The following is a 3384-nucleotide window of genomic DNA, read 5'->3' as shown; positions in this document are numbered from 1 at the left end:
GCCGGCCACATTTGCTTTTAGAGTGTCTATTATGTTTTTTTCGCTTGAGGGTGGCTCGGTTTTAGCTGAGCTAGTAGTACTTTCATCACTTTCAATCATGGCTCGTTTTGACTTAAAATGCACTACATAACAGTCGGTATTACCTACATGGGGTAATCTAATGGTGGCTCTTAACACCTTACGGCTAAACGTAAAATTACTATTAAGGCCAAGCATTTCAACAAGCTCGGTATTGTGCTTAACCGCAGCTATATCAACAATCTCAAATTTAGACGCTATAGCCACTACCGGGCGTTTAAAAATAAAATCATCAATCACCTCTGGTGTATCAACCACAGCAAAATATGTATAGCCTTGCTGCGCCATTAACACCTTTAGCGATTCAATACTAAACACTTCTTGAAAACCTATTACATCAGGCGCGTACTCATTTAAATAATCTACAATCCAACGCTGTTTGCGTGCCCATTGCTCTGCGGTATAAATTTTTTCAAAATCGTAATACGCATTAGGCGGCTCAAGGTAGTTAAATAAATTAAACGTGGCTATTTTAAATTGCGTGTTTTTTACCACAGGCTCGTTTAAATCAGCGGCAGGTTCAGCCTCAAGCGTAGTGCGATGTAAAGTCGATTCAAAATTACTGATAACAATAGCCTAGCGAATAAAAAGTGCATTAATTATACCCTAAAGAGTTTAAAGTTCTAAACCGTGAATTATTCTCAACATGCAATTTAAAGCTATAATTTACGCTATACTGCCCTCCTCGTTATTAGCGCACACATAGGTATTATGAACTACTCAAATTTTGGTACTAAATTTACACAACCCAACGGAATAACGCAGCTTATGGAAGATTTAGGCAGCGCTAACGCAAGCAATAATCCAAATATTGTTATGCTAGGTGGCGGTAACCCCGCACACGTACCAAAGGTTAATGCCGTATTTTTAGATGAATTACAAAAGCTAGTAGCCAGTAATAAAGTATCGCAAGTATTTGGTTTGTACGACGGGCCAACTGGCAATGACGAATTTAGAGCGGCCCTTGCTAAACAGCTCAATAGCGAGTTTGACTGGGGCTTAACACCACAAAACATAGCACTGGGTAACGGCAGCCAAGCTAACTTTTTTGTATTGTTTAATATGCTTGCGGGCAAAATGAGCGATGGCACTAATAAGCGTATTTTGTTTCCGCTTGCGCCTGAATACGTAGGTTACGCCGACCAAGGTTTATCTGATGATATGTTTGTGGCAATAAAGCCCGAAATCGAAATTTTAAATACAGCCAGAGGCTCTAAGCAGTTTAAATATGTCATTGATTTTGAAGCGGTTGAAAACGTATTAGCCAACGATACCAGTATTAGTGCACTGTGCGTATCGCGCCCTACCAACCCAACTGGTAATGTCATTACCGATGAGGAAGTACGCCATCTAGACGCCCTTGCACACAAGTACAATATTCCCCTAATTATTGATAACGCCTACGGCGACCCCTTCCCGGGCTGTATTTACACCGATGCAAACCTTACGTGGAACTCAAACATTATATTGTGTATGTCGCTTTCAAAACTGGGCTTGCCAGGCCTGCGCACTGGTATTGTGGTTGCCAATAGCGAAATAATTAAAGCCATTGGCCGTGTTAACGGCTCTATGGTGTTATCGCCTAACGCTATTGGGCCAAGCTTAGTAACCCGCTTAATTAACGAAGGCGAATTGCTGCCTTTGTGTAAAAATACTGTATTGCCTTTTTATAAAAATAAAGCAGAGATAGCCATAAACCTGTTTGATGAAATTTTTGCAGACTTGCCTGTTTATTTACATAAACTCGAAGGCGCGTTTTTTATGTGGCTATGGTTTAAAGACTCAAAAATAACCAGCGAAATGCTTTATCAAAAACTCAAAGAGCAAGATGTATATATAATTCCTGGGCATAACTTTTTTATTGGCATTGAAGATAGCTGGGAGCACAAACACCAGTGCGTACGCATTAACTACGCCAACGATGAAGCCACTCTCAGAAAAGGCCTAGAGGCAATTAAAGCGCTTATTATGTAGCGCTTTAATTAACCGTTTTACATCGTATTTTAACGAGGAGGTTAACGCTTAGCGTTAGCCACTGTATTTTTATTTAACGTACTGTTTAAGGGCTAACGCCTTGGTTAATAAGGCAAACAGCAAGCCACCTAAAGCACCTGCTAGTAACTGCAAATAAAATCCCCATCCACGTGCGCCTGCTATAATATGAATATTCATAATCGACTCAATGGCCACTAACACCACGGCAAAAGCAGTGATACCCGATGCCACAAATAACGCCATGCTGTATTTTTTAAACTTTTTAACAAGTAACACAACAGCAAAAAAAGCGATAGCCAAAGCAATGGCAATAATAGCGCCATAGGTAGGTAATAGCCCTAACCAATCATCTAGCGTTAAATTAATACGGTCGCTTAAGCTGACCACTACACCCACATCAACTAATTGATTGACAACGTATTGGCTATGAAACAAGCTAGCAAGCGTAAAGGTAAATAACCAAGAAACTAAAAATATAGGGAGTAAACGTGTTAAAAATGGCATGGTTATCTCAACTTAAAGTAAAGCTTTTTTCTTACAGTAGCAAAGGCTTGCAATGTAAACAACGACTCTCTCTATTAGCGCTATGGCTGTTTGTAGGGCTTTTTGCATCTACCGCCAGTGCAGCTACATTACCTAAAGAGCAATACAGCACTCACACACTCGCAGCACAATTAAATTCGCCGTGGAGCATGGTTAAGCTACCAAACGGGTCATGGCTAATTACAGAGCGCGACGGCCACGTTGTTATTGTAAAAAACAATCAGCAAACTAGAGTAAATTTAAACCTTGAAGGTTTATACGTTGCAGGCCAAGGCGGCTTACTCGATATAGTGCTCTCGCCTAATTTTAACACCAGCAAAGAAGTCATTTTTACCTACGCACAAGGCACAGCTGAGGCTAATCGCCTAGTAATTGCAAAAGCTACCTTTAATGGCACCGGCTTTTCAACGCCTGTTATTATTTACACAGTAGCGACTGATAAAAATACCCCACAACACTACGCTGGCCGCGCCCTCTTTTTACCCGACAACACTCTACTGTTTTCAACTGGTGATGGCTTTGATTTTAGAGAGCAAGCACAAGTAATAACCAGCCAACTTGGCAAACTATTACGTATAAACCTAGATGGCACTATCCCAAAAGATAACCCATTTATTAATCACAAAACCCCCAATGCACACGCTGTTTACTCGCTCGGTCACCGAAACCCACAGGGCTTAGTGTATGATTACGATACCGAGCAAATTATTAGCCACGAGCACGGCCCCGCAGGTGGCGACGAGCTAAATTACTTATCGCCAGCTACCA

At 41.1% G+C, this 3384-nt stretch carries 3 protein-coding genes and 1 pseudogene (1 of these 4 running past the window's edge); 2 read left to right on the top strand and 2 right to left on the bottom strand.

The genetic code is table 11. The features are described 5' to 3' along the window. The coding region (locus L650_RS0106120) for an endonuclease/exonuclease/phosphatase family protein (protein ID WP_411157018.1) at positions 1-573 on the bottom strand (573 nt) is incomplete at its 3' end. Between the two features lie 216 nt (positions 574-789). Between L650_RS0106120 and L650_RS0106115 the strand changes: the two genes are divergently transcribed. Continuing rightward, a complete protein-coding gene (locus L650_RS0106115; RefSeq protein WP_029772539.1) occupies positions 790-2052 on the top strand; it encodes a valine--pyruvate transaminase in 1263 nt (420 codons plus the stop codon). Positions 2053-2121: 69 nt separating this feature from the next. Here the strand turns inward: L650_RS0106115 and L650_RS0106110 are convergent, their stop codons facing one another. Continuing rightward, positions 2122-2577 carry a hypothetical protein gene (locus L650_RS0106110; protein WP_029772538.1) on the bottom strand — a complete coding sequence of 152 codons (456 nt, stop codon included), beginning with the start codon at positions 2575-2577 and terminating at the stop codon, positions 2122-2124. On the opposite strand from L650_RS0106110, the pseudogene L650_RS0106105 reads away from it, so the two are divergent. Next, positions 2562-3384 (top strand): annotated as a pseudogene (locus L650_RS0106105) (PQQ-dependent sugar dehydrogenase) (it continues 362 nt past the right edge of the window). The gene L650_RS0106110 and the pseudogene L650_RS0106105 overlap by 16 nt on opposite strands.

The sequence above is a fragment of the Pseudoalteromonas sp. TB51 genome, from assembly GCF_000498055.1.
In the GTDB taxonomy this organism is placed as follows: Bacteria; Pseudomonadota; Gammaproteobacteria; order Enterobacterales; family Alteromonadaceae; genus Pseudoalteromonas; species Pseudoalteromonas atlantica.
Note: the sequence above shows the minus strand (reverse complement) of the source record. Positions and strands in the feature narration are given on the sequence as shown.

Coding starts and splice junctions, on each gene's coding strand:
- L650_RS0106115 (WP_029772539.1), top strand. CDS start 790: ATGAACTACTCAAATTTTGGTACTAAATTTACACAACCCAACGGAATA.
- L650_RS0106110 (WP_029772538.1), bottom strand. CDS start 2,577: ATGCCATTTTTAACACGTTTACTCCCTATATTTTTAGTTTCTTGGTTA.